The organism is Burkholderia sp. BCC1985 (assembly GCF_905339915.1).
Lineage (GTDB): Bacteria > Pseudomonadota > Gammaproteobacteria > Burkholderiales > Burkholderiaceae > Burkholderia.
Window position 1 is genome coordinate 28,669 of the sequence record NZ_CAJPGY010000015.1, and the last position, 22,272, is coordinate 50,940.

At 69.3% G+C, this 22,272-nt stretch carries 22 protein-coding genes; 8 read left to right on the top strand and 14 right to left on the bottom strand.

The window, feature by feature from the left end; genetic code table 11:
• Positions 1 to 32: 32 nt before the first annotated feature.
• The 5 genes from flgF to U4Z31_RS17155 all read right to left on the bottom strand — a co-directional run bounded on the left by flgF (position 33) and on the right by U4Z31_RS17155 (position 3,847).
• Positions 33 to 791, bottom strand: coding sequence for a flagellar basal-body rod protein FlgF (gene flgF / locus U4Z31_RS17135; protein ID WP_044847877.1), 759 nt, complete (start codon positions 789 to 791; stop codon positions 33 to 35).
• Between the two features lie 20 nt (positions 792 to 811).
• Entirely contained in the window at positions 812 to 2,053 is a 1,242-nt protein-coding gene (gene flgE / locus U4Z31_RS17140; protein ID WP_044847876.1) for a flagellar hook protein FlgE, read from the bottom strand.
• A 28-nt stretch (positions 2,054 to 2,081) separates the two neighbouring features.
• Positions 2,082 to 2,828: a flagellar hook assembly protein FlgD gene (locus tag U4Z31_RS17145; protein WP_044847875.1), complete on the bottom strand. Its 747-nt coding sequence runs from the start codon at positions 2,826 to 2,828 to the stop codon at positions 2,082 to 2,084.
• A 67-nt stretch (positions 2,829 to 2,895) separates the two neighbouring features.
• The gene (gene flgC / locus U4Z31_RS17150) at positions 2,896 to 3,321 is read right to left on the bottom strand and encodes a flagellar basal body rod protein FlgC (RefSeq protein WP_044847874.1); all 426 of its coding nucleotides are present in this window, start codon (positions 3,319 to 3,321) and stop codon (positions 2,896 to 2,898) included.
• Between the two features lie 37 nt (positions 3,322 to 3,358).
• Complete coding sequence (locus U4Z31_RS17155) at positions 3,359 to 3,847, bottom strand: flagellar basal body rod protein FlgB (protein ID WP_321810919.1); 489 nt, start codon at positions 3,845 to 3,847, stop codon at positions 3,359 to 3,361.
• Positions 3,848 to 4,052: 205 nt separating this feature from the next.
• On the opposite strand from U4Z31_RS17155, the gene flgA reads away from it, so the two are divergent.
• The 3 genes from flgA to U4Z31_RS17170 all read left to right on the top strand — a co-directional run bounded on the left by flgA (position 4,053) and on the right by U4Z31_RS17170 (position 6,397).
• Positions 4,053 to 5,420: a flagellar basal body P-ring formation chaperone FlgA gene (flgA, locus tag U4Z31_RS17160; RefSeq protein ID WP_321810920.1), complete on the top strand. Its 1,368-nt coding sequence runs from the start codon at positions 4,053 to 4,055 to the stop codon at positions 5,418 to 5,420.
• 118 nt (positions 5,421 to 5,538) lie between these two features.
• Positions 5,539 to 5,871: a flagellar biosynthesis anti-sigma factor FlgM gene (flgM, locus tag U4Z31_RS17165; RefSeq protein WP_044847871.1), complete on the top strand. Its 333-nt coding sequence runs from the start codon at positions 5,539 to 5,541 to the stop codon at positions 5,869 to 5,871.
• Between the two features lie 85 nt (positions 5,872 to 5,956).
• On the top strand, positions 5,957 to 6,397 hold the full coding sequence (locus tag U4Z31_RS17170; RefSeq protein WP_039317824.1) for a flagella synthesis protein FlgN: 441 nt from the start codon (positions 5,957 to 5,959) through the stop codon (positions 6,395 to 6,397).
• 166 nt (positions 6,398 to 6,563) lie between these two features.
• On the opposite strand, the gene U4Z31_RS17175 is transcribed toward U4Z31_RS17170, so the two are convergent.
• Positions 6,564 to 8,414 (bottom strand): M24 family metallopeptidase, encoded by a 1,851-nt coding sequence (locus tag U4Z31_RS17175; RefSeq protein ID WP_321810921.1) that lies wholly within the window; start codon positions 8,412 to 8,414, stop codon positions 6,564 to 6,566.
• 436 nt (positions 8,415 to 8,850) lie between these two features.
• Here U4Z31_RS17175 and U4Z31_RS17180 point away from each other — a divergent pair, with 436 nt between their 5' ends.
• Complete coding sequence (locus U4Z31_RS17180; protein WP_321810922.1) at positions 8,851 to 9,663, top strand: XRE family transcriptional regulator; 813 nt, start codon at positions 8,851 to 8,853, stop codon at positions 9,661 to 9,663.
• A gap of 90 nt (positions 9,664 to 9,753) precedes the next feature.
• Here the strand turns inward: U4Z31_RS17180 and U4Z31_RS17185 are convergent, their stop codons facing one another.
• From U4Z31_RS17185 to U4Z31_RS17200, 4 genes are read right to left on the bottom strand one after another with little or no spacing between them, the layout of a single operon-like run.
• On the bottom strand, positions 9,754 to 10,995 hold the full coding sequence (locus U4Z31_RS17185; RefSeq protein WP_321810923.1) for a multifunctional CCA addition/repair protein: 1,242 nt from the start codon (positions 10,993 to 10,995) through the stop codon (positions 9,754 to 9,756).
• On the bottom strand, positions 10,992 to 11,639 hold the full coding sequence (locus U4Z31_RS17190) for a glutathione S-transferase family protein (RefSeq protein ID WP_321810924.1): 648 nt from the start codon (positions 11,637 to 11,639) through the stop codon (positions 10,992 to 10,994). Before U4Z31_RS17190 ends, U4Z31_RS17185 begins: the two co-directional genes overlap by 4 nt.
• A gap of 54 nt (positions 11,640 to 11,693) precedes the next feature.
• Positions 11,694 to 12,656 (bottom strand): complex I NDUFA9 subunit family protein, encoded by a 963-nt coding sequence (locus U4Z31_RS17195; protein ID WP_044847866.1) that lies wholly within the window; start codon positions 12,654 to 12,656, stop codon positions 11,694 to 11,696.
• 57 nt (positions 12,657 to 12,713) lie between these two features.
• Positions 12,714 to 14,666: a lytic transglycosylase domain-containing protein gene (locus tag U4Z31_RS17200; protein ID WP_321810925.1), complete on the bottom strand. Its 1,953-nt coding sequence runs from the start codon at positions 14,664 to 14,666 to the stop codon at positions 12,714 to 12,716.
• 8 nt (positions 14,667 to 14,674) lie between these two features.
• Here U4Z31_RS17200 and U4Z31_RS17205 point away from each other — a divergent pair, with 8 nt between their 5' ends.
• Positions 14,675 to 15,280, top strand: coding sequence for a 5-formyltetrahydrofolate cyclo-ligase (locus U4Z31_RS17205; protein WP_321810926.1), 606 nt, complete (start codon positions 14,675 to 14,677; stop codon positions 15,278 to 15,280).
• 71 nt (positions 15,281 to 15,351) lie between these two features.
• Here the strand turns inward: U4Z31_RS17205 and U4Z31_RS17210 are convergent, their stop codons facing one another.
• Positions 15,352 to 15,864: a winged helix DNA-binding protein gene (locus U4Z31_RS17210; RefSeq protein ID WP_044847863.1), complete on the bottom strand. Its 513-nt coding sequence runs from the start codon at positions 15,862 to 15,864 to the stop codon at positions 15,352 to 15,354.
• Between the two features lie 148 nt (positions 15,865 to 16,012).
• On the opposite strand from U4Z31_RS17210, the gene pxpB reads away from it, so the two are divergent.
• The 3 genes from pxpB to pxpA are packed head-to-tail and all read left to right on the top strand — an operon-like array spanning position 16,013 to position 18,552.
• A complete protein-coding gene (gene pxpB / locus U4Z31_RS17215) occupies positions 16,013 to 16,669 on the top strand; it encodes a 5-oxoprolinase subunit PxpB (protein WP_044847862.1) in 657 nt (218 codons plus the stop codon).
• The gene (locus U4Z31_RS17220; protein ID WP_124520540.1) at positions 16,666 to 17,733 is read left to right on the top strand and encodes a biotin-dependent carboxyltransferase family protein; all 1,068 of its coding nucleotides are present in this window, start codon (positions 16,666 to 16,668) and stop codon (positions 17,731 to 17,733) included. Before pxpB ends, U4Z31_RS17220 begins: the two co-directional genes overlap by 4 nt.
• A gap of 54 nt (positions 17,734 to 17,787) precedes the next feature.
• Complete coding sequence (pxpA, locus tag U4Z31_RS17225; protein ID WP_321810927.1) at positions 17,788 to 18,552, top strand: 5-oxoprolinase subunit PxpA; 765 nt, start codon at positions 17,788 to 17,790, stop codon at positions 18,550 to 18,552.
• A gap of 570 nt (positions 18,553 to 19,122) precedes the next feature.
• On the opposite strand, the gene U4Z31_RS17230 is transcribed toward pxpA, so the two are convergent.
• From U4Z31_RS17230 to U4Z31_RS17240, 3 genes are read right to left on the bottom strand one after another with little or no spacing between them, the layout of a single operon-like run.
• A complete protein-coding gene (locus tag U4Z31_RS17230) occupies positions 19,123 to 20,268 on the bottom strand; it encodes a TraB/GumN family protein (protein ID WP_321810928.1) in 1,146 nt (381 codons plus the stop codon).
• Positions 20,261 to 21,277 carry a peptide ABC transporter ATP-binding protein gene (locus tag U4Z31_RS17235; RefSeq protein WP_044848858.1) on the bottom strand — a complete coding sequence of 339 codons (1,017 nt, stop codon included), beginning with the start codon at positions 21,275 to 21,277 and terminating at the stop codon, positions 20,261 to 20,263. Before U4Z31_RS17235 ends, U4Z31_RS17230 begins: the two co-directional genes overlap by 8 nt.
• Positions 21,274 to 22,272 (bottom strand): ABC transporter ATP-binding protein, encoded by a 999-nt coding sequence (locus tag U4Z31_RS17240; RefSeq protein WP_044848857.1) that lies wholly within the window; start codon positions 22,270 to 22,272, stop codon positions 21,274 to 21,276. Before U4Z31_RS17240 ends, U4Z31_RS17235 begins: the two co-directional genes overlap by 4 nt.

Consider the following 22,272-nt stretch of genomic DNA (forward strand, 5'->3'; position numbering starts at 1 on the left):
GAATCTTCTCCTGGGTGCGAGGGCCGGGCCGCTCAGCTGAAGTTGAGCAGCTGGTTCGCCGACTGCTCGTTCTGGTCGGCCGTCTGGATCAGCTTCGACTGCAGCTGGAACGCCCGTGCGTTGTCGATCATCGCGACCATCGCGGTCACCGGGTTCACGTTGCTGCCTTCGAGCGAATTCGGCGTGACGACCACGGTCGGGTCGGCGTCGGCCGGATTGCCGTCCGCGGTGCGGAACAGCCCGTCGTTGCCGCGCGCGAGCGTGGCCGGGTCGGGGTTCACGAGCTTCATCTGGTCGACGATCGCGACCGCCGTCGGCGGGTCGCCCGGCATCAGCGCGGACACCGTGCCGTCCTTGCCGATCGTCACTTCCGCGTTCGGCGGCACCGAGATCGGGCCGCCGTTGCCGAGCACCGGCAGGTTGCTCGCGTTGACGAGCTGGCCGTTTTCATCGACGTGCAGGTTGCCGGCGCGCGTGTAGGCCTCGCTGCCGTCGGCGGTCTGCACCGACAGCCAGCCGGCGCCCTGCACGGCGACGTCGAGCGGGTTGCCGGTGCGCGTGATCGGACCCGGCGCGTAATCCGCGCCGGGCGTCGACGCGAGCACGTAGGTGCGCGTCGTCGTCGGGTCGATGTTGCTGCCGTCGCCGAAATTCATCGGCACCGCGCGGTAGGTCGCGAGCTGCGCGCGAAAACCCGTCGTCGACGCGTTCGCGAGGTTGTTCGCGACGATCGCCTGCTGGTCGAGCGACTGCGACGCGCCCGTCATCGCCGTGTAGATCAGTCGGTCCATGGCTGCCGGTTATCCGCGCGTTACAGGTTGATGAGCGTCTGGTCGACGGTCTGCTGCGTCTTGATCGTCTGCGCGTTCGCCTGGTAGTTGCGCTGCGCGGTGATCAGGTTGACGAGCTGCGACGTCAGGTCGACGTTCGAGTTCTCCAGCGCGCTGCCCTGCAGCGTGCCGTGGTTCGTGCTGCCCGGCGCGGAGATCTGCGGCACGCCCGACGCGGCCGTCTCGGCGTACTGGTTGCCGCCGAGGCTGGTCAGCCCGTTCGGGTTGTTGAAGTTCGCGATCGCGATCTGGCCGAGCACCGCCGTCTGGCCGTTCGAATAGTTGCCGGTCAGCTTGCCGTCCGAGCCGATCGAGAAGGTCGTCAGCGTGCCGCTCGCGTAGCCGTCCTGCGCGAGGTTGTTCACGCCGTCCTTGCCGCCGTACTGCGTGGTGCCGGTCAGGTCGAGCGTGAGGTTCTGCGGCGTCGCCGAGCCGTCGGTGGTCGGCACGGTGAACTGGAACTGGCCGAGCGACGCGGTCGGCGTCGCGGAACCCGGCAGCGTCGTGCTCTGGATCGCGCCCGACGTGTCGAACGTGACCGTGCCGAGGTCGGTCGCGGTGCCGCCCTGCACGCCCGCGTAGGCTTCCCACGAGCCGGCCGCCGACTTCACGAAATACATGTTGACCGCCTGCGAGCCGCCGAGCGAGTCGTACACCTGGATCGACGTCGAATAGTTGTACGTCGTGGTGTCGGTCGGGTCGAACGGCGTCTTGGCCGGCACCGTGTCCTGCGAGTTCAGGTTGAACTGGCCGGTGATCTTGGTCGTCGGGGTCGGCGCGATGTTGGTCGTCGGCGCCTGCAGCGCCACGGTCTGCGCGGTGTTCAGCACGCCGTTCTTGCCGGCCGCGTATCCCATCAGGTTCGCGCCCGCCGAGTTGACGATGAAGCCGTTCTTGTCGCGCTGGAACGTGCCGTCGCGCGAGTACGTCGTCACGCCGTTGTTCGACATCTGGAAGAAGCCGTTGCCGTTGATCGCGACGTCGAGCGACGAGTTCGTCGTGTTGATCGTGCCCTGGCCGAACTGCTGCTGCACCGACGCGAGCGTCGTGCCGATCCCGATCTGCGTGTTGACCGACGTCGCGAGCGAGTTCGCGTACATGTCGGAGAACTGCGCGGTGCTCGACTTGAAGCCGACCGTGTTCGCGTTCGCGATGTTGTTGCCGATCACGTCGAGCGCGTTCGATGCGCCGGCGAGGCCGCTCAGACCCTGTTGATAACCCATTTCGGTCTCCGTTTTCGAGAAAGCTGGATCAGTTGCTGGTGGTCGTGCCGCCGGACGACGACGACGCGGTGTTCGGGAAAATCGACGCGACCTGGGTCAAGCCCACCGTCGTGCCGTTCGACAGCACGAGCCCCGCCGTGCCGTCGGCCTGCTTGATCACGCTCTGTACCTGCGCGGCCGCGAGCACGGTCGGCGCGTACGTCTTGCCGTCGCTGCCCGTGTACTGCGCGCTCACGGTGTACTTGCCGTCCGGCAGCGCGTTGCCGGCCGTATCCGTCGGCGTCCAGTTGAACGGCACCGTGCCGGCCGACTGCTGGCCCGCGTTGATCGTGTTCACGACGACGCCCGCGCTGTTCTTCACAGTGATCGTCAGGTTCGACACGTCGCTCGTGAGCGACACGCCGAACGGCGATGCCGCGCCGCTCTTCACCGCGACGCTGTTGCCCGGCGCGAGCACGTTCGTGCCGATCAGCAGCGCGGCCTGCGTCTGCTGGCCGGCCGCGAGTTGCGTCGACAGCGACGTGAGCGACGTATTCAGCTGCGCGATGCCGCTCACCGTGTTGATCTGCGCGAGCTGCGACGTCATCTGCGAGCTGTCGACCGGGCTCGTCGGATCCTGGTTCTGCAGCTGCGTGACGAGCAGCTTCAGGAACGTCGCCTGCAGGTCGCTCGCCGAGGTGCCGGTCGTCGACACGTTGTTGGTGTTCATCGTGTCGGTCGGCAGGGTCGACACGTTGGTGCCGCTGCTGCCGATCGTCGTGCTGGAGGAAGTCATCCTGGGTAGCCTTGTGTCGAAACGGTCGGGTCTGGGCCCGGGTGTGGAAGGTCGCTCGGCGCGCGGCTTACGTGCCGATCGTCAGCGTCTTGAGCATCAGCGTCTTCGCGGTGTTCAGCGTCTCGACGTTGGCCTGGTACGAGCGCGACGCCGAGATCATGTTCACCATCTCCTGCACCGGATCGACGTTCGGCATCTGCACGTAGCCGTTCGCGTCGGCGGCCGGGTTCGCCGGGTCGTAGGTCGACTTCATCGGCGACGGATCGTCGACGACCTTCGTCACGCGCACGCCGCCCACGCCCTGGCCGGACGCGGTGCGCGCGCCGCCCATCGGGTCGGTCGCGAACACGACCTGCTTGGCCTTGTACGGCTTGCCGTCGGGGCCGGTCGCGCTGTCGGCGTTCGCGAGGTTCGACGCGGTGACGTTCAGGCGCTGCGATTGCGCGGACAGCGCCGAACCGGCGACGCCGAAGATGTTCATCAACGAGGGCATGGAGGCTCCTGGTGCTTGTGCTCGGGTTCGGTTGCGCTTACGAGTTCGTCGAGATCGCGGCGATCATCGCCTTGATCTGCTGGGTCATCACGGTCATCCCGGTTTCGTAGTGCAGCGCGTTGTTCGCGAACTGCACGCGCTCGACGTCGAGATCGACCGTGTTGCCGTCGAGCGACGGCTGCAGCGGCATCCGGTACTGCGCGCGGCCGTAGTCGTCGGCCGGGCCGCCGGTCGGCATCAGCTTCGCGGTGCCGGCCATGTGGCCGGGCGCCGTCGACACCATCGTCATCCCGCTCGCCACGCCGGCCGGCTGCGCCATCGGCAGCTGCGCGGCGTTGCTCGGCGCGAGGCCGCCGCCGGCCTGCTTCAGCGAGCGCGCGAGGGTCGACGCGAAATCGGCGTCGCGGGCCTGGTAGCCGGGCGTGTCGGCGTTCGCGATGTTCGACGACAGCAGTTCCTGCCGATAGGCGCGCACGTCGAGCGCCTGTCGGCCGAACGCGAATTCGGCATCGAGTTTGTCCAGCATGTGTGCGTCTCTCCGTATGAAGCGCTGCACGCCCGTTGCGCCGGATGGCGACCCAAGGGGCTTTTTTCCATGACAGCGATGGTAGGCGGCGGGCGCAACCGGCAATCGGACGAATAACGCGGCAAAGGCCCCCTCTATTCATCGTTTGCGCGACGGCCCGGCTCCCTAGAATGCGAATCGGATCAACGGCTTCGAGGACACGGCGATGACAGGCAGCGCACTTCGCGGCAACCACGGACGCGGCACGCGCAGGTCGCGTGCGTTCGCGCTCGCCGCGGCGCTGTGGCTCGCGGTGCCGGCCGCGCACGCGGACGACGGGATGATCGTGATTCCCGGCCGCGGCGAAACGGCCGAGACCGCGCTCGCGCAGGCGAACGCGGCCAGTGGCGGTCAGTTCGGCGGGAATGCGGGGACGGCTTCGGGTACGGGTACAGGTGTGGCCACGACGGTCGGTGCAGTCGGTGCAGTCGGTGCGGGTGGCGCAGGTGGCGCGGGTGGTGCTGCCGGCGTGACCGGCGCGGCCGCGGCCGGCTACGCGGCGCAGCCGGCTGGCTCGATGGTCGTGATGAACGTCCCGCCGCCGGCTGCCGTGCCGGCGCCGACGCCGCGCCCCGCCTACGCCGCCGCGCGCACGAACGCCACGACCACCTCGAACGCCTCGAATGCCTCGAATGCCTCGAACGCCTCGAACGCCTCGAACGCCTCGAACGCCTCGAACGCCTCGAACGCCTCGAACGCAGGTTATGGTGCCCTGCGCGCCGCCGATCCGGGCGCCGTCGCGACCGTCGTCGCCGGCGCGGCCGACCCGGCATCGATTTCCGCGCGACCGGCCATCGCCGCGCGCCTCGCCGCGGCCCGCGCCGCTTCAGCCGCGCCGGCCCCGCGCGCACCGACGGCTGCCGCCAACCCGCCCCAGGTAGCCGCCGCGCCCCAGCCGGCGACACCGCCCGGCCAGCAGGACCCCGACACGATCCGGCGCACGGCGCTCGCATTCCTGCAGCAGCAGGTCGCGGGCCTGCCGGGCAAGACGACCGCGACCGTCGCGGCCGCGTTTCCGCGCGGGCTCGCCGCGTGCACGACGCTCGAGCCGTTCCTGCCGACCGGCGCGCGCCTGTGGGGCCGCACGACGGTCGGTGTGCGCTGCGCGGGCGAGCGGCCGTGGACCGTCTACCTGCAGGCGAAGGTCGCCGTGCAGGCCACCTATTACGTCGCCGCGCGCCAGATCGCGCCCGGCGAGCCGCTCACCGCGGCCGACCTCGTCGCGCGCGAAGGCGACCTGACGGTGCTGCCGCTCGCGGTGATCACCGATCCCGCGCAGGCGGTCGGCGCGACCGCGCTGGCGCGGATCTCGGCCGGGCTGCCGCTGCGCCAGGACATGCTGAAGAGCGCCGCGTCGGTGTCGGCCGGCCAGACGGTACGGGTCGTCGCGGCCGGGCCCGGCTTCACGATCTCGGCCGAGGGCAGCGCGCTCGCGAATGCGGCGCCGGGACAGTCGGTGCGGGTCCGGATGGCCGCGGGGCAAATCGTCACGGCGATCGTCAAGGATGCCGGAACCGTCGAAATTCCGCTGTAGGGCCGAATCGCACCGCAAGATTGTAAAGAATTGTTTATTCGGAGAATTTCGGGCTCACGATGCTAAAGTTCGGGCCGACCCGGCCGTTATCTGGGTCATACCGTCCAGGAAACCCACCGTGAAGATCGATTCCACTCCGAACCCGAGCCCACTCGCGTCGACCGGCAACGGCGCGGCCCGCGCGCAATCCGGCGCGGCTTCGTCGTCGTCCGCGCAGGCGGCCGACGCAGGATCGACCGGCGGCGACACGAGCGTGAACCTGTCGGGTCTGTCCGGCCAGCTGCGTTCGCTGTCGGCCTCCGGCAGCGCCGACATCGACACGGCCCTCGTCCAGTCGATCAAGGACGCGCTGAACAACGGCACGTTGACGATCGACGTGAACAAGATCGCCGACGGCGTATTGAATACCGCCCGCGACCTGCTGCAACAGCAGCGCTCGCAGGGCAACTGAGCCGGCCCGGGGCCCGTCACGCCCTGACCGGTCCCCTGGTTTGCCGGCATGCGGATACGCGTGCCGGCGCGACGAGCATGACGCGATGAGAGAAGAGCTGCTGGCCACGGTCAACGACGAACACGCGACGGTCGAAGCGTTCGCGTCCCTGCTCGCCTACGAGGAAAAGGCGCTGACTACGCCGGAGCCGCTTGAAATGCTGCCCGGCATCGTCGAGAAGAAGAGCGCGCTGATCGACCGGCTCGCGCAGCTCGAACGCACGCGCGACACGCAGCTGTCCGCGCTCGGCTTTCCGGCCGGCAAGAAAGGGATGGACCAGGCCGCCGAACGCGACGCACGCCTCGCCGGCCGCTGGCAGTTGCTGCTGCAGGCCGCCGAACGCGCGCGCCAGGCCAATGCGACCAACGGGATGCTGATCCGGATCCGGATGGACTACAACGAGCGCGCGCTCGCGGTGCTGCGCTCGGCGCCCGCGCCGGCCGGCGTGTACGGGCCCGACGGGCGGGTATCGGCGCTGATGCGCTGATTCTCCGACGCACCGATTCCCTGACGCACCGATTCTCTGACGTACCGTTTCACTGACGTACCGATTCTCTGACGTACGGATTCACGACGGACCGATCACGCCGGCGCATCGACGCGCCGCGCGTGCATCGCGCGGCCCGCCTGCGGCCGCGCGCCCCTTCCCCGCCTTACAGCAGCGGACACGCAGTGACCTGCGTGCCGCGTTCCATGCAAAGCCGTTCGTAGTCGCGCAGGTACGCGCGCTCGTCGTCGTTCAGCAGTTCGACGTCGATCAAGTCCCAGTCGTAGCCGACCGTGACGATGTTCTCGAACGCAACGGTGTCCGATGCGTCGTCGTCCGCGCGCACGATCACGATGTTCTCGATCCGCACGCCGCCCTTGCCCGGCACGTAGATGCCTGGCTCGACCGAAATCACCGCGTTCGGCACCAGCCCGTACTGCGCGCCCGGCGCGAACCGCACGCCGCCCTCGTGCACGTGGATCCCGACGCCGTGCCCGGTGCCGTGGCCGAAATCGTAGCCGTGGTCGCGGCACACCTGGCGCACCGCCGCATCGACGTCGCCGCCCGTCGCCGTCTTCGGGAAGCGCGTGACGAGCCCCTTGATGCAGGCCTTCAGCGCGACCGTGTAGATCTCGCGTTGCCACGGCTGCGCGACCGTCTCCGGCCGCGTGCGGCGCAGCACGACGCGCGTGCAGTCCGTCGCGAAACCGGCGTCGTAATACGCGCCGCTGTCGAGCAGCACGAGTTCGCCTTCGGTCAGCTCGACGTCGGCGCTCGCCGCCGTGTAGTGCGCGAACGCGCTGTTCGCGCCGTTCGCCGCGATGGACGGGAACGTCAGCGCGACCGCCGAGCGGGCGCCGTACGCGTCGTTGATCGTGCGGGCCAGGTCGTACTCGGTATGGCGCTGCCCCGGCTCGCCGGCCTTCGCCCAGCGCATCGTTTCGGCGATCGCCGCCGAACTGCGCGCGAACGCGTCGCGGAACCGGTCGAGCACCGCCGGCGTCTTGCCGGCGCGCAGCGCCTCGACCGGGTTGAAGTCGGCGTGCCGCGCGTGCGGCCACACGCGGCGCACTGACTCGACGAGCGCGCAGTTGACCGACTCGAAGCCGTAACACACGTGCTCGACCGCGAACCGCGCGAGGAAGCGCTCGAGTTCGGCGAAGTCGCGCCGGATCACGTGCAGCGCCGGATACGACGCCAGTTCGACCGGGCAGCGGTCGCAGCCCTCCGGCAGGAACAGCGCGACCTGCTCGCCGATAGCGAACAGGAAGCCCAGGTGCGACGACGCATTCGGGATATGATAGCCGCGGCTGTTCAGCAGGTACGCGAGGTCGTCCGACGCGCACGTGAAGAACGCGGTCGTGCCGGGCGCAGCGCCGGTGTGTGCGGCGAGCCGCCGGTTCAGCGCGTCGAGGTTCTGCGCGACGCTCGCGCCGGTCATCGCGTCCGGCAGCTCGAAGATCGGCCGCTCGACCACCCAGCCCGGCAGCGCGATCGCGCGGTCGATCTCGCGCTCGACGAGGCTCGTCCAGTCGAGCGACGCCGCCTGCGTCTGCGCGACCAGCCGGTCGCGCTGCGCGACGCTGATCCGCAGCGCGTCGTAGCCGACCCGCGCGAGCCGGCTCGCGTGCGCGAGCAGCCAGTCGGCCAGCGCCTGCCAGATCGTCACGTTCATCCCGAGTTTCTCGATGCGCACGCGCGCCGGGTCGCACTGCTGTTCGGCCTGCAGGTGATAGCGGCCGTCGACGAACAGCACGAACGGCGGCACGCCGAGCGCCTCGGCGGTCGCCGCGCTCAGGAAGATGCCGCAGCCGGCCGAGCCGTCGAAGCCCGACAGCGCGTAGCGCGGGTTGTTGCGGCGCGGCAGGTATTCGGTGATGTACTCGTCCTGCGACGTGACCACGACCGCGTCGAGCCGGGCGGCGTCGAGCAGGCGCGACAGGCCGGCCTGCGTGTCGGCGACGGACGCGTCGTACGGGGGAAGGCCGGAGAAGCTGTATTTCAGTCGATCAATCATCGGATACCCGTTATGGATTGTTGTCGGCGGCCGGCGGCGTCACGCGGCATGGCGCCCGCCTCACCCGGCACGCTGCCCGCGCGCGGACGACGCGCGGCCCGGCGGGCAGCCGAGCCGTGGCGCCGTTCCAGCGGCAGGCTTTCGGGGAAATTTTTTGTCTCACTTAACTTTGTTTGATGCGTGCGACAGAATCTAGAGCACGGTGAAATTGAGGTCAAGCTAAAATTTTCGTAGGGCTAAAATTGCCGATGCGTGCGGTGCGCGACGGCGGCACCGCCGTGCGCGGCGTGGCGGCGGACCGGCGCGACTGCGCGGTACAATGCGCCCGCATCGTCGTCCCGACGGCCGTGCTTCGTGCGATTCGCGGAACGGCAACGTCCGGCGACTGCACCGCCCCCCTCGCTCGCCTCCCGACTCGTTGCCACGAAAGAGATCCATGGATTCAGACATCATGCGTATCGGCCAGCGCATTCGCCGCCTGCGCCGGGAAGCGAAGAAAACGCTGCTGGAAGTCGCGACCGAAGCGAACCTGTCGGTCGGGTTCCTGTCGCAGGTCGAGCGCCATCTGACCGGCATCTCGCTGTCATCGCTCGTCAACGTCGCGAAAGCGCTCGACGTACCGCTCGGCACGCTGATCGACCAGCCGCGCCAGGCGCAGCCCGACTCGCACGCGGGCCGCCGCGAACCGTACGCGGTCGACGCCGCATCGCAGTGGTACGAGCGCCTGTCCACCACCTTCGACGGCAGCCAGATCAACGCGCTCAAGGTCCGGATGATGGAGGGCTACCGGTCGGAATGGGTCGCGCACGGCGGCGACGAGTTCGTGTACGTGCTGACCGGCCAGCTCTGCTACACGATCGGCAAGAAGGATTACCCGCTGTCGCCCGGTGATTCGCTGCACTTCGACGCGAGGAAGCGCCATCGCGTCGCGAACGTCGGCGACGGGCCCGCGGAGCTGATCGCGGTCGGCACGCTGCCCCTCTTCGACGACAACTGCGCCGAGTTGGGGTCCGCCGCGATGAAAATCAGGCTGCTCGCGCGCGATGCCGGCGCGACGCCGGGCGAGCCGCGCGTGAGCCGCCGCGAACCGGCACCGAAGCGGGAGCGCGACGCGGACGCCGCGCAGCCCGCCGACAAGCCGGCCCGCGCCGCGGCCAAGACGGCTGCCGGGAAGTCCCGCTCGGCCACCGGCAAACGTCCGGCTGCCGCCACGCCGGCGCGCCGCACCGCCGAGCGCATGAAGAAATGACGGCTGGCGGCCGGGCGGCGCACCGCTCGGCGCGGTCCGCACGATTTGCGGAATCGATTCACGGCCTGATTCGCAACCCGATTCCCCCGCCTATTCCGCGATCGCCAGCGCCTGCTTGACGGCCTCGACCCGCGCGCGATGCACGGCGTCCTTGATCTGCATCGCATCGTTGCCGACACCGCGCGCGATCGCGCCCGCGTCGACGCTGCGCGCCGCCACCAGCGCCACGCGCAGCCGCTCGGCCTGCGGATACGGCTGCGTGTCGAGCCCGAGCCGGCCGCGCGCATCCGCTTCGCACGCCTGCAGCATCTCGGCGAAGCGCGCCGGCTTGCGCAGCGCGTCGCTGCGCTCGAAGAAGCGCACCAGCGCGGCCGCGCCCATTTCCATCACGCGATGCAGGTTGCCGTGCTCGCGCGCGACCACCAGCGCGAGATCGCGGCAATCGTTCGGCACGCGCAGCCGCTCGCACAGCGGCTTGATGAGGTCGACGCTGCGGCCTTCGTGGCCGACATGGCGCGGCAGCACGTCGGCGGGCGTCGTCGCCTTGCCGAGATCGTGCGTGAGCGCCGCGAAACGCACCGGCAGCGAATAGCCCTGCTTCGCCGCATAGTCGACGACCATCATCACGTGCACGCCGGTATCGACTTCCGGGTGGTAGTCGGCGCGCTGCGGCACGCCCCACAGCGCGTCGACCTCGGGCAGGATGCGCGCGAGCGCGCCGCAATCGCGCAGCACCGCGAACATCCGCGACGGTTTCGCCTCCATCAGCCCACGCGCGATCTCCTGCCACACGCGCTCGGGCACCAGCGCATCCGCTTCGCCCGCGTCGACCATGCGCCGCATCAGCGCGAGCGTGTCGTCCGCGACCGTGAAATCGGCGAAGCGCGCGGCAAAGCGCGCGATCCGCAGGATCCGCACCGGATCCTCGACGAACGCGTCGCCGACATGCCGGAACACGCGTGCGCGCAGGTCGGCCTGCCCGTCGAACGGATCGATCACCGGGCCGACCAGCGCGCCCTCCGGGCTCACTTCGCGCGCCATCGCGTTGATCGTCAGGTCACGCCGCGCGAGGTCATCTTCGAGCGTCACGTCCGGCGCATAGTAGAACTGGAAGCCGTGATAGCCGGCCGCCGTCTTGCGCTCGGTGCGCGCGAGCGCGTATTCCTCCTGCGTGTCCGGATGCAGGAACACGGGGAAATCCTTGCCGACCGGCCGGAAGCCCTGCGCGGCCATCTGCTCGGGCGTCGCGCCCACCACCACGTAGTCGCGGTCCTGCACCGGCACGCCGAGCAATTCGTCGCGGATCGCTCCGCCTACTGCGTAGATGTTCATGGCGTCGGTTCGTATTCGGCGATCACGTTGGTTTCGCGGCGCGCGCCATCGATCCAGCGCTGCACCGCCGGCAGTGCCGTCACGCGCGCGGCATACCCGGCCGCTTCCGGCGACAGCGCCGGCGCATACGTGTTGAAGCGCATCACGACGGGCGCATACATCGCATCGGCGATGCCGAATTCGCCGAACAGGAACGGGCCGCCCGAGGCCTCGATGCAAGCGCTCCACAGCGCGTCGATGCGCGCGACGTCGGCGAGCGCCTCGGGCGTCGCGCCGCGCCCCGGCATCGACGCGCGCACGCTCATTCCCATCTGCGTGCGCAGCGCGGCGAAGCCCGAATGCATCTCGGCCGAGATGCAGCGCGCATGCACGCGATCGAGCGGATCGGCCGGCCACATCGGGAACTGCGGATAGCGCTCGGCGAGCGTCTCGGCGATCGCGAGCGAATCCCAGATCGCGACGCCGTGGTCGTCGATCAGGCACGGCACCTTGCCGGTCGGCGAATACTCGCGGATGCGCGCGGCCGTGTCGTCGCGGCGCAGCTCGATCACGATCTCGTCGAACGGGATGCCGAAATGCGCGAGCAGCAGCCACGGCCGCATCGACCACGACGAGTAGTTCTTGTCTCCAATGACGAGTTTCATGGCGGTGTTCCGGAAAGCGCGAAAGTGAATGACGGAAGCGACGGTCCGCGGCGCCTAGCGGCGGCGCGAGCGGAACCAGTCGAAGCGGGAGCGCCGCGCGGCATGGCCGAGATACGCGGGCGCGATACTCTCGAGACTCGCGGGCGAGATCCCGAGTTCCGGTGCGAGCGGCCCGGACAGCACGTTCGGCACCGACATCGACGCGAGATTGTCACGCGTGATCACCGGCTCGCCGGGCAGGCATTCGAACACGCTCGCCTGCAGCCGCGCGAGCGCGTCGGGCAGCCGCACGATGCGTGCCTGCCGGCCGACCAGCGTGCCGCAATAGCGCACCAGCTGCTCGAGCGTGTAGACGGTCGGGCCGCCGAGTTCGTAGGTCTTGCCGTGCGCGGCCGCGAGATCCAGCGTGTTGACGAACGCGCGCACGACATCGCCGACGAACACCGGCTGGAAGCGCGCATCGGGCATCGCGAGCGGCAGCACCGGCAGCGTGCGCTGCAGGTTCGCGAACGTGTTCAGGAACGCGTCGCCGGGGCCGAACACGACCGACGGGCGGAAGATCGTCAGCGCGAGCGAATCGGTCGCCGCGACCGCATGCAGCGCGGCCTCGCCGTCGCCCTTCGAGCGCTGGTACATGCTCGGGCCGTGCGAATCGGCGCCGAGCGCGCTCATGTGCAGCACGCGCCGCACGCCGACTTCGACGCACGCGGCGGCCAGCGCGGCCGGCAGCGCGACGTGCGCGCGCTCGAACCCGGGCCCGTACGGCGTGCCACGGCCGCCGTGCAGCACGCCGACGAGATTGACGGCCGCATGCGCGCCGGCGACGAACCGGGCGAGCGTGCGCGTATCGAGCGCGTCGAGCTCGACGATCTCGACCGGCAGCATCTGCAGGTGGCGTGCGTGCTCGCGCCGCCGCGTGCCGATCCGCACCTGCTTGCCGGCGTCGATCAGCGCGTTGACGAGCCGGCTGCCGATGAAGCCGGTGCCGCCCAGCAGCGCGACGGTCTGGCGATCCATGTTCGGGTCCTCAAAAGAACACTGCCGCGTCTCGCGCGGCAGTGTGAAGATTGCGGATCAGGGCGAGATCATGCCTAGGCGTTTCTTCAACGACTGCGGTTTGCCCTCGAAGAGCGCCGCGTAGTAGACGGTGTTCGACAGCACGTTCTTCACGTAGTCGCGCGTCTCGTTGAACGGAATCGTCTCCGCGAAGATCGCGCCTTCGACCGGCTGCGTCAACACCTGGCGCCACTGGCGCGGCCGGCCCGGGCCCGCGTTGTAGCCGGCGGTTGCCAGCACCGGCGAGCTGTCGAAGTTGTTGTAGATGTCCGCCAGATACCAGGTGCCGAGCTGGATGTTGGTATTGATGTCGTGCATCTGCGCACGCGTGATCGTGCCCATCCCGAGCTTCTTCGCGACGAGCTGCGCGGTGGCCGGCATCAGCTGCATCAGGCCGCCCGCGCCGACCGACGAACGCGCGTTCGTGATGAAGCGCGACTCCTGGCGGATCAGCCCGTATGCCCATTCGATGTCGAGGCCCGACGACTGCGCGTAGCGCTCGACGATGTCACGGTACGGCGACGGGTAGCGCAGCGTGAAGTCGTGCTCGGCCTTCGTGCGGTCGGCCGTGTTGACGGTGCGGTCGAGCAGGTCGATGCGCTTGCCGTATTCGGCGGCCGCGAGCAGCTGGCGATCGGTCATCCCGCGCAGCGGCCAGTTCCATTCGCGGTTGCCTTCGAGGCGCAGGTTCAGCGCATAGAAGCGCTGCGCGAGCGCGAAGCCAGGGATCTTGCTCATCGCGTCGACGTCGCCATCGCTCACCTTCGTGCGCGGCGGGATCGACGTGCGCTGGCCGAGCTCTTCGCCGGCGAGCTGCCCGTAGAAGTTGTACTGGCCCGCGACCTGCTCGAATTCCTGGTTCGCCTGCAGCGTGTCGCCGCTCTGCTTGAGCGCGCGCGCATGCCAGTAGATCCATGCCGGATCGTCGCGCAGTGACGGCGGCATCTGTTCGATCGACCAGCGCACCATCGGCCAGTTGCCGGCGAGCAGCGCGGCGCGCGTGCGCCATTCGTAGCCCGGGTTCGACAGCGGCGCGTTCGCGGATTTCGCATACCAGACCGACGCGAGCGCCGAGCGCTTGATCGCGCCCTGGTAGCCGATCGCGCCCCACGCGATCGCCTGCTCCTGCTTCGTCAGCGAGCCGGCGATCGACGTCAGCATCCCGGCCGCCGCGTCCGGATCGTTGCGCGCCATGCGGCCGAGCGCGATCAGCGCGAGCTGGTGCGATGCCGCGTCCGGGCCGACGCCGCGCGCGAGGTACAGCGGCGGCGCGCTGGTCGCCTGGTCGAAACCGACCGGGCGCGCGCCGAGCGCGTCGACGATCTTGCCGCCGAGCGTCGTGTAGTTCTGCTCGTACGCGAGGCGCGCCTGCTGCCACACGTCGTCGCTCGTGAACTGCTGGTTGACGGTGAGCGCCGTAATCAGGTCGACACAGGCATCGCCGTAGTATTTCGGCTCGACGAGCAGCGCACGCGCCGCCTCGGCGACGTTCTCGCCGCGCGCCGCGCGCGATTCGAGCGCGTAGCACTTGACCTGCGTGTCGTCGTCGAGCACGAAGCGCTTGTACTGGTCGTCGAAGTTGCGCCAGTCGTGACGCGCGCCGAGCACGAGCAGGTAGTCGTTGCGCAGGCGGTCGGCGATCGCCTGGCCGTCATAGCGCTGCAGGAACGACTGCACCGGCGCGTCCGGTGCGTCGACGCGTGCGCGGCCGGTCGAATCGAACAGCTGCGGCTTGATCTGGAAATACTCGACGTAGGACGGGACCGGATAGTTCGGGATCATCGACGCGAGCTGCGCGGCCTTCGCGGCGTCGTTGCGGCGCGCGGCCTCGCGCAGTTGCACGAAGATCTGGTCGTCCCCGGCGAGCGTGTCGTCGCCCGGTGCGGCGCACGCGGCCGTGCCCGCGACGAGCGCGGCGGCCGAAAGCGTGAGCGCGACCGCGCGATATACTCGGAAAAGGCTGTTCGACATCGTTATGAATGGAGCACGAAGTGAGCGAAAGCATAGCATGCAACCCTGTGCCGAACCCGAAGGTTGCACTGCGCAAAACGCTGTCCGGCGCGCGTCGCGACGCCGCGTCGCAGCCCGCCGCGAACGCCGCGCTCGACGCGCGGCTGCGCCTGTTGCTCGAGCGCCTCGCGCCCGCGACGGTCGGCTTCTACTGGCCGCTGCCGGGCGAATTCGACGCCCGCGACGCGGTGCTCGCGTGGGCCGGGGCCGGCACGGGCCGCCGCGCCGCGCTGCCGGTGATCGGCGAGCGTCACACGCCGCTCGCGTTCCATGCGTGGGATGCGGATACGCCGATGCGCGAAGGCCATCACCGGATTCCGGAACCGGCGTCGGGCGTCGTCGTCGTGCCCGACCTGCTGCTGATTCCGTGCGTGGGATTCGATCTGCAGCGCTACCGGCTCGGCTATGGCGGCGGCTACTACGACCGCACGCTCGCGGTGTGGCCCGGCGACACGCTGCCGGTGACGGTCGGCATCGCGTATGAAGCGTGCCGCGTCGATGCGCTGCCGGCCGAGGCGCACGATCTCGCGATGCGCTGGATCGTGACCGACGGCGCGCTTTACCCCGCCGCCTGATGACGCGGCGCGCGCTGCTGCGTGAGCGGCATGCCGCGCGTCACCGCGCTCACCCTCCCGTCCGCAATCGTTTACAGCGACGCCGCCGCGCGCGCGGCCGTGTCGTAGAGGCCCGATGCGTGGCGCAGCAACTGCGCCGCGTCGCCGATCTGCTCGTTGGTGAGGCCGCTGTCCTTCAGCGTCTCGATCAGGCAATGCTCGCGCACCTCCCGATACTTCAGGCACAGCTCGCGGCCCGCGTCGGTCGCGAAGAAGAACACCTCCTTGCCGCTCTTCTCGCTCTTCACATAGCCGCGCGCGATCAGTTTTTTCAGCGCATAGGTCGCGACGTGCGTATCCTCGATATTGAGCACGAAGCAGATGTCGGCGAGCTTCTTCTTGCGTTCGCGGTGGCTCACGTGATGCAGCAGCGACACCTCGACCGCCGTCATGTCCTTCGCGCCCGCGGCCGACATGCAGCGCACCATCCAGCGGTTGAATGCGTTGCCGGCCATGATGAGCCCGTATTCGAGTTCCGACAGCTCCGCGCTCGAATCGGAAACGAGGTGTTCGGATGACACGATCTTGGTCGCAGGACGCTTCATGGAAAGGCGGAGCAAGCCGGATGACAGGGTGTGCCGAGTGTACGCCAGAAGCCCGGACATACGGGCTAGGCGAAAACGCTTATTGGGAAGTTGTCGATATTTTATTGACAATGTGCGCTAACATTGCCGTCCGAACCGTGCCAGTCCGATGACGCAACCCCGCATTTATCCGCTCGGCGATGCCGCCCTCGTCTGCGAGGTACCGCCGCCCGCCACGCTCGATTGCCAGCGCCGCGTCTGGGCCGTCGCCGAGGTCGCGCGCGCGTGGCCCGACGTGATCGACGTCGTGCCGGGCATGAACAACCTGACGATCGTGTTCGACGCGCTCGCCACGACGGCCGACTCGCTCACGCCGGCGCTGCGCGACGCGTGGGAAACCGCCGACGTCGAGCACGCGGACGGCCGGGAAATCGACATCCCGGTCGAATACGGCGGTGCCGCCGGTCCCGACCTCGCCGCCGTCGCCGCGCACACCGGGCTGTCGGCCGACGAAGTCGTCGCGCGCCACGCGGCCGGCGCCTACGTCGTGTTCTTCGTCGGCTTCCAGCCGGGCTTCGCGTATCTCGGCGGCCTCGATGCGTCGCTGCACACGCCGCGCCGCGCGGCCCCGCGCCTCGAGGTGCCGGCCGGCTCGGTCGGCATCGGCGGTGCGCAGACGGGCATCTATCCGGCCACGTCGCCCGGCGGCTGGCAGCTGATCGGCCGCACGTCGCACGTGCTGTTCGACCCGGCGCGGCCGCAGCCGACGCTGCTGCTGCCCGGCGACCGCGTGCGCTTCACCATTGCCGGAGTCGACGCGACATGAGCCAGAACACCGCACCGGGCACGATCGAGGTCGTCCGCGCCGGCCCGCTGTCGACCGTGCAGGATCTCGGCCGCCGCGGCACGCGCCATCTCGGCGTCGCGCAGGGCGGCGCGCTCGACGGCCTCGCGCTCGAAGTCGGCAACCGGCTGGTCGGCAACCGCCCCGACGCGGCGGCCGTCGAAATCACGATCGGGCCGGCCGCGTTCCGCTTCACGCGCGCGACGCGCATCGCGATCACCGGCACCGAATTCGGCGCGACGCTCGACGGCCGGCCCGTGTATTCCTGGTGGAGCCTGCCGGTCGACGCCGGCCAGACGCTCGTGCTGCCGGCCGCGAAACGCGGCATGCGCGGCTACCTGTGCATCGCGGGCGGCATCGACGTGCTGCCGATGCTCGGCTCGCGCAGCACCGATCTCGCGTCGCGCTTCGGCGGCCTCGGCGGCCGCGCGCTGCGCGACGGCGACCGGCTGCCGGTCGGCGTGCCGCCGGCCGGCGCCGGCTGCCTCGCGGCCGACGCGCCCGAATTCGGCGTGAAGGCGCCCGCGTGGTGCGCGTTCGTGCGCGTCGACGAACCGCCGCGCCGCCACCGGCCCGCGCATGCGCCGTGGGCGATGCCCGTGCGCGTGCTGCCGGGCCCCGACTACGCGTCGTTCGCGGCCGATTCGCAGCAGGCGTTCTGGGACGAGGAATGGCTCGTCACCGCGAACAGCAACCGGATGGGCTATCGTCTCGCCGGCGCCGAACTGGTGCGCGAGCGGCCGGTCGAGCTGCTGTCGCACGCGGTGCTGCCCGGCACGATCCAGGTGCCGCCGAACGGCCAGCCGATCGTACTGATGCACGATGCGCAGACCACCGGCGGCTATCCGAAGATCGGCACGGTGATCCGCGCGGATCTCTGGAAACTCGCACAGGCGCGGCTCAACCTGCCGATCCGCTTCGTGCGCACGACACCCGACGCCGCGCGCGCCGCCCTGGTCGCAGAACGTGCCTATCTGCGCCAGATCGACGTCGCGATCGAGATGCGCGAGGAAACGCGCCGCCGCGCGCAATCGCGCGCAGCGTGACAATGACGGAAGCAGGACGAAGGACGCGCCACACACCCGTGGACGAGGAACATCATGGAAATCGATCTGAATGCCGATCTCGGTGAAGGATGCGGATCGGACGAGGCGCTGCTCGACCTCGTCACGTCGGCGAACATCGCGTGCGGCTGGCATGCAGGCGGCGCCAATGCGATGCGCGACTGCGTGCGCTGGGCCGTGCAGAAAGGCGTGTCGATCGGCGCGCACCCGAGCTTTCACGACCCGGAGAATTTCGGCCGCAAGGAAATGCAGCTGCCGGCCGGCGACATCTACGCGGGCGTGCTGTACCAGCTCGGCGCGCTGTCGGCGATCGCGCAGGCCGAGGGCGGCCGCATCGCGCACGTGAAGCCGCACGGCGCGCTGTACAACCAGGCCGCGCGCGACCCGCTGATCGCCGACGCGGTGGTGTCCGCGATCCACGACTTCGATCCGTCGCTGGCCGTGTTCGGGCTCGCGAACAGCGTGTTCGTCGCGGCCGCGCGCCACGCGGGGCTCGCCGCGGTGGAGGAAGTATTCGCCGATCGCGGCTACCGCGCGGACGGCTCGCTCGTGCCGCGCAGCCAGCCCGGCGCGCTGATCGACGATGAAGAAGCGGTGCTCGCGCGCACGCTCGACATGGTGCGCGAGCGGCAGGTGCGGGCAGTGAGCGGCGAGTGGGTGCCGCTCAACGCGCAGACGGTCTGCCTGCACGGCGACGGCCCGCATGCGCTCGCGTTCGCGAAACGGATCCGCGCGGCGCTCGAAGCGGCGGGTGTCGACGTCGTCGCGCCCGGCGCGCTGCAGGCCGGGGAAGACGCATGATGGCGTGACGCGTCGTTGAAGCGCTCAGCCGCCGCAGGCCAAAAACCGCCGCCACAAAAGAAAAAAGCGCCCTCGTGGCGCTTTTCTGTTGGCGCAATCGCCGCGGACTTCGCCGTCTGTCGATTCGCCCCCCGAAACCGTCTGTCGACGGTGACCGGAAACATGCTCCGGATCAAAAAACGTCCGCCGCCGCCCGCTTGCTGCTTCCCCCGGTCGGACGACGGAACGTTGCTTATGCCGCAAGTCTGTCGCATGCATTTGTTGTGCCGACGATGTTTGGCCCCGCCGTGCATGCAGACACTCCGCGGCCGGCACGTTACATACGTGCCGGCTACGCTAACCCCGCGCTTTGTTTTCTGCTACCCCGTAGAACTTATCTATTCTTTTCATTTTTTCAACTTGTGGGATGAAGAATAGAGATTGGCAGAACCGGATGTCAATCGTTTTAAACGCTATTTCCTGAAGATTCGAGGGTTTTCCTTATCGAGCCGCGTGGCCGCGCGGGCGCCTCGCAGCGCGTGCATCTCGTCGATCAAACAGGGGAGGATCGGCGCGCGGTGCGCGGCGCAATCAGTTCGCGTCGACCTGATACCCTTGCTGGCGCAACAATTCGAGCACGCCGCGCGGGCCGCCCAGATGCAGCGCGCCGATGGCCACGAATACCGCCCGGTTCGGCGCGGCGATTGCCGTCATCCGTGCAACGAAGCGCCGGTTGCGCTCGTACAGGATCTTGTTGTCGATCGACGCCGACAGCGCCTTCGAACGGGCCAGCCGCTCGCTCTTCGCGACCGCCCACGCCGAGATCGCGTCGGCGTCGCCAATTCGCCACAGCCGGTGCAGCGCCTTGATGTCGTCGGCGTTCTGCGCCGGGGTCTGCACCATGTCCTGCGCGAGCATCTCGCGCTGCTCGGCGAGCGTCAGCCCGGTGAACGCGCGCATCTGCTCGGCGAGCGTCTCGAGCCCGATCACGCGGCCGCCCTTCTTCTTCAGGAACACGTTCTGCAGCTGCGCCTCGGTGCCGTACTCGGTCTGCAGGCCGGCCGCCAGCGAGTCGTAGGTTTCGACGACCAGCGCCGCGAGCCACGGCCGCATCCGGCGGATCTCCGCGAGCGCGGCCGGGTTGCCGCGCAAGCGCGCCGCGAGGCGCTGCCACTGCGGCTCGGGCAGCAGGCGCTGCAGGCACGGGTAGCGGCACACGCCGTACTTCGACACGTCGTCCTGCGATTCGAGGAGATCGTCCGGCGACAGTTCGAGCGCGAGCGTCGGCGACGCGGCGAGCGCCGCGAGGATGCGCGGCCTGAACGGCTGCGCGGGCGGATAGTCGGACGGGTCGCCCGTGTGCAGCGTGCCGAGCACGTACAGCGTGACCCTGCCCCGCGTCGCGACATAGAACGGCATGCGCGCCGGCTGCACGCGCACCGTGCCGCGCGCGACCGTGCCGTTCGACACGGACGGCACGTGGAAGCCCGGCAGGTTCATGCCGGGCGGCGGAACCTGCGACGGATGGATCGGCGAACTCGCCGGCGCGCGCCCTTCGGCACGCGCGGCGTCGACCGGGACCAGCACGCTGGCCGCCACGCACGCGCCGGCCAGCGCCGCGCCCGTGACCGTGCGCACGCTCCAGCGCCGTGCATTGCGGCACGCGCGCATCACGCGCGCGCGGCCGCCCCCCGAACGGCGCACGCCAGGCGCGCGCGCCGCCAAACCATCAGGCATTCACCTCCCCTACCTCCTCGGCGCGATGGCAGGCCACGCGGCGTCCGTCGACGTCGCGCAGCTGCGGTTCCTCGACGCGGCAGCGCTCGACCGCGTACGGGCAGCGCTGGTGAAACGCGCAGCCCGACGGCGGATTGAGCGGCGACGGCAGCTCGCCCTGCAGCTTGATCTGCACGCGGCGGTCTTCCTCGAAGATCGCCGGCGTCGCCGACATCAGCGCGCGCGTGTACGGATGGCGCGGATGCGCGTAGATCGTCGCCTTGTCGCCGAGCTCGGCGACGCTGCCGAAGTACATCACCATCACGTCGTCGGCGACGTGCTCGACCACCGACAGGTTGTGCGAGATGAACACGTAGCTCGTCTTGAACTGCTCCTGCAGGTCCATGAACAGGTTCAGGATCTGCGCCTGGATCGACACGTCGAGCGCGGACACCGGTTCGTCGGCGACGACGATCCGCGGATCGAGGATCATCGCGCGCGCGATCGCGACCCGCTGGCGCTGGCCGCCCGAGAACATGTGCGGATAACGCTTCGCGTGCTCGGGCCGCAGGCCGACCGTGCGCATGATCTGCGCGACGCGCTGCGCGCGTTCGGCGGCCGTCAGGTTCGCGTTGATCTCGAGCGGCTCGGAGAGCGTCTGCTCGACGGTCTTGCGCGGGTTCAGCGACGCGAACGGGTTCTGGAACACCATCTGCACGCGACGGCGCAGGTCGGCGACCGTCTCGCGGCTCGCGCCGGCCACGTCCTTGCCGTCGATCGTCAGGTGGCCCGAGGTGGGCGTCTCGATCATCGTGAGCTGGCGCGCGAGCGTCGATTTCCCGCAGCCCGACTCGCCGACGACGGCGAGCGTCTTGCCGCGCTTGAGCGTGAACGACACGCCGTTCAGCGCCTTCACCGTGCCCTGCCCGAACATCCCGCGCTTGACCGTGTAGTGCTTCGCGAGCCGGTCGGCGACCAGCACCGCTTCCTCGTCGTGCGGCGTGGCACGCGTTTCGTGGACTGCATTCATCGTGCGCCTCCCGTCAGGTCGAGGTTGGAAACATTGAGCGGCTTGATGCAGCGCGCGCGCATCGCATCGTTGGCCGGCACCAGCGTATCGAGCGCCGGACGCGCCTTGCGGCAATCGTCGACGACGTACTTGCAGCGCGGCGCGAACAGGCACCCGGACGGGCGATCATCGCGGCCCGGCACCATGCCCGGCAATGCGGCAAGGCGACGCGCCCCCTGATTGTGCTCGGGAATCGCCGCGAGCAGCGCTTCGGTATACGGATGATGCGGCGCACGGAAGATGTCCGGCACGCGATTGGTCTCGATGACCTCGCCCGCATACATCACCGCGACGCGCTGCGCGACCTCCGACACGACGGCCAGGTCGTGCGAGATCAGCACGAGCGCCATCCCGCGCTCCTTCTGCAGCTTCACGAGCAGGTCCATGATCTGCGCCTGGATCGTCACGTCGAGCGCGGTGGTCGGCTCGTCGGCGATCAGCAGCTTCGGGTTGCACGCGACCGCCATCGCGATCATCACGCGCTGGTTCATGCCGCCCGACATCTGGTGCGGGAACGCCGTGATGCGGTTCTTCGCATCCGGAATGCCGACCTGGTCGAGCAGCTCGAGCGCGCGCCGGTGCAGCGCGTCGCCGCGCAGGCCTTCGTGCAGCTTCAGCACCTCCTTGATCTGGTAGCCGACCGTGTAGCTCGGGTTCAGGCTCGTCAGCGCATCCTGGAACACCATCGCGATGTCCTTGCCGACGATCTTGCGGCGCGCCTTCGGCGACGCCTTCAGCAGGTCCACGCCGTTGAACGTGACCTCGTCGGCCGTCACCTTGCCCGGCGCATCGATCAGGCCCATCAGCGCCATCATCGTCACGCTCTTGCCCGAGCCCGATTCGCCGACGACGCCCACCACCTCGCCCGGCGCGATCGACAGGTTGATCCGGTCGACCGCGGGCAGGCCGTTGAAGTTCACCGCGAGATTGCGGATAGTCAGTAGATCTTGGCTCAT

Coding starts and splice junctions, on each gene's coding strand:
- flgF (WP_044847877.1), bottom strand. CDS start 791: ATGGACCGACTGATCTACACGGCGATGACGGGCGCGTCGCAGTCGCTC.
- flgE (WP_044847876.1), bottom strand. CDS start 2,053: ATGGGTTATCAACAGGGTCTGAGCGGCCTCGCCGGCGCATCGAACGCG.
- U4Z31_RS17145 (WP_044847875.1), bottom strand. CDS start 2,828: ATGACTTCCTCCAGCACGACGATCGGCAGCAGCGGCACCAACGTGTCG.
- flgC (WP_044847874.1), bottom strand. CDS start 3,321: ATGCCCTCGTTGATGAACATCTTCGGCGTCGCCGGTTCGGCGCTGTCC.
- U4Z31_RS17155 (WP_321810919.1), bottom strand. CDS start 3,847: ATGCTGGACAAACTCGATGCCGAATTCGCGTTCGGCCGACAGGCGCTC.
- flgA (WP_321810920.1), top strand. CDS start 4,053: ATGACAGGCAGCGCACTTCGCGGCAACCACGGACGCGGCACGCGCAGG.
- U4Z31_RS17170 (WP_039317824.1), top strand. CDS start 5,957: ATGAGAGAAGAGCTGCTGGCCACGGTCAACGACGAACACGCGACGGTC.
- U4Z31_RS17175 (WP_321810921.1), bottom strand. CDS start 8,414: ATGATTGATCGACTGAAATACAGCTTCTCCGGCCTTCCCCCGTACGAC.
- U4Z31_RS17180 (WP_321810922.1), top strand. CDS start 8,851: ATGGATTCAGACATCATGCGTATCGGCCAGCGCATTCGCCGCCTGCGC.
- U4Z31_RS17185 (WP_321810923.1), bottom strand. CDS start 10,995: ATGAACATCTACGCAGTAGGCGGAGCGATCCGCGACGAATTGCTCGGC.
- U4Z31_RS17190 (WP_321810924.1), bottom strand. CDS start 11,639: ATGAAACTCGTCATTGGAGACAAGAACTACTCGTCGTGGTCGATGCGG.
- U4Z31_RS17195 (WP_044847866.1), bottom strand. CDS start 12,656: ATGGATCGCCAGACCGTCGCGCTGCTGGGCGGCACCGGCTTCATCGGC.
- U4Z31_RS17200 (WP_321810925.1), bottom strand. CDS start 14,666: ATGTCGAACAGCCTTTTCCGAGTATATCGCGCGGTCGCGCTCACGCTT.
- U4Z31_RS17205 (WP_321810926.1), top strand. CDS start 14,675: ATGGAGCACGAAGTGAGCGAAAGCATAGCATGCAACCCTGTGCCGAAC.
- U4Z31_RS17210 (WP_044847863.1), bottom strand. CDS start 15,864: ATGAAGCGTCCTGCGACCAAGATCGTGTCATCCGAACACCTCGTTTCC.
- pxpB (WP_044847862.1), top strand. CDS start 16,013: ATGACGCAACCCCGCATTTATCCGCTCGGCGATGCCGCCCTCGTCTGC.
- U4Z31_RS17220 (WP_124520540.1), top strand. CDS start 16,666: ATGAGCCAGAACACCGCACCGGGCACGATCGAGGTCGTCCGCGCCGGC.
- pxpA (WP_321810927.1), top strand. CDS start 17,788: ATGGAAATCGATCTGAATGCCGATCTCGGTGAAGGATGCGGATCGGAC.
- U4Z31_RS17230 (WP_321810928.1), bottom strand. CDS start 20,268: ATGCCTGATGGTTTGGCGGCGCGCGCGCCTGGCGTGCGCCGTTCGGGG.
- U4Z31_RS17235 (WP_044848858.1), bottom strand. CDS start 21,277: ATGAATGCAGTCCACGAAACGCGTGCCACGCCGCACGACGAGGAAGCG.
- U4Z31_RS17240 (WP_044848857.1), bottom strand. CDS start 22,272: ATGAGCCAAGATCTACTGACTATCCGCAATCTCGCGGTGAACTTCAAC.